Source organism: Sutcliffiella rhizosphaerae (assembly GCF_917563925.1).
In the GTDB taxonomy this organism is placed as follows: Bacteria; Bacillota; Bacilli; order Bacillales; family Bacillaceae_I; genus Sutcliffiella_A; species Sutcliffiella_A rhizosphaerae.
Genome location: NZ_CAKJTJ010000085.1, coordinates 1 through 931, shown reverse-complemented (window position 1 = coordinate 931; position 931 = coordinate 1). Strand labels below are relative to the sequence as shown.

Genomic DNA, 931 nt, shown 5'->3' with positions numbered 1-931 from the left:
GGGACATGATCCCGTCCGCAAAACTGTTCACTCCCTACTTGTATAAGCATGTTTCAGGCTGGTTGGGACAAAGATCCCGTTTAACAAGCGAACCTATGACAGTACAAGCAGCCCTAGGGACAACCGACTAATCTTAATTTCTAAGGAGGAGATGATGATGAATCCAGTGGTAGGTCTGGATGTTTCTAAAGGAGAAAGCCAGGTACAAGCATTCTTGGATAAGGGGCAACCTTTTCGTAAAAGTTTTAGTGTAAAGCATACAGTGGAGGGCTTTGAGCGTTTAATAGAGTTTTTAAAAGAGATTGAAAGAGTAGCTGATGGTAAGCAACCTTCGGTTATCTTAGAATCAACAGGACATTACCACTCTCCTGTTTGGAGGAACAGCAATATGTTTATATTATTGTGAATCCTCTTATCTCTCATCGAGCAAGGAGTGCAAGTTTAAGAAAGGTAAAAACAGACGCTGTCGATGCCTATCTTCTTTGCGAACTATACTACAAAGAAGAAGTTGAGCCATATAAGAAAAGAGGTATTCAACTCTTAAACCTTCGTAATCTTACAAGGCAACAAGAGACAATTTCAGCTATTTCTGCACAAACTAAGGTACAGCTTCTAACAGTGTTAGATCAAGTATTTCCTGAATATAGAGGTGTCTTCGGTAATTTATATTCAAAAGTCTCTTTACAGACTCTTTCCTTATTTCCTACTTCTGAACATGTACTAAATACTACCGAATCCGTGTTAACTGACAAGATTGTAACGTTATGTACCAGACGTTCAGAAAAGTGGGCAAAAGAAAAAGCCCAAAAGCTTATGGAGGCTGCATTACGAAATCCATTTCAAAACAATATGTATGAAAGCCATATTTTTAACCTAAAGATGTTTATTACCATCGTTCTTCCATATCAAGAGCATCTATCACAACTAGAAG

1 pseudogene is annotated in these 931 nt (G+C 38.3%); it reads left to right on the top strand.

The annotated features are described in order from the left end of the window. Positions 1–157 precede the first annotated feature (157 nt). Positions 158–931, top strand: a pseudogene (locus LRP81_RS23125) (IS110 family transposase); the annotation flags it as partial.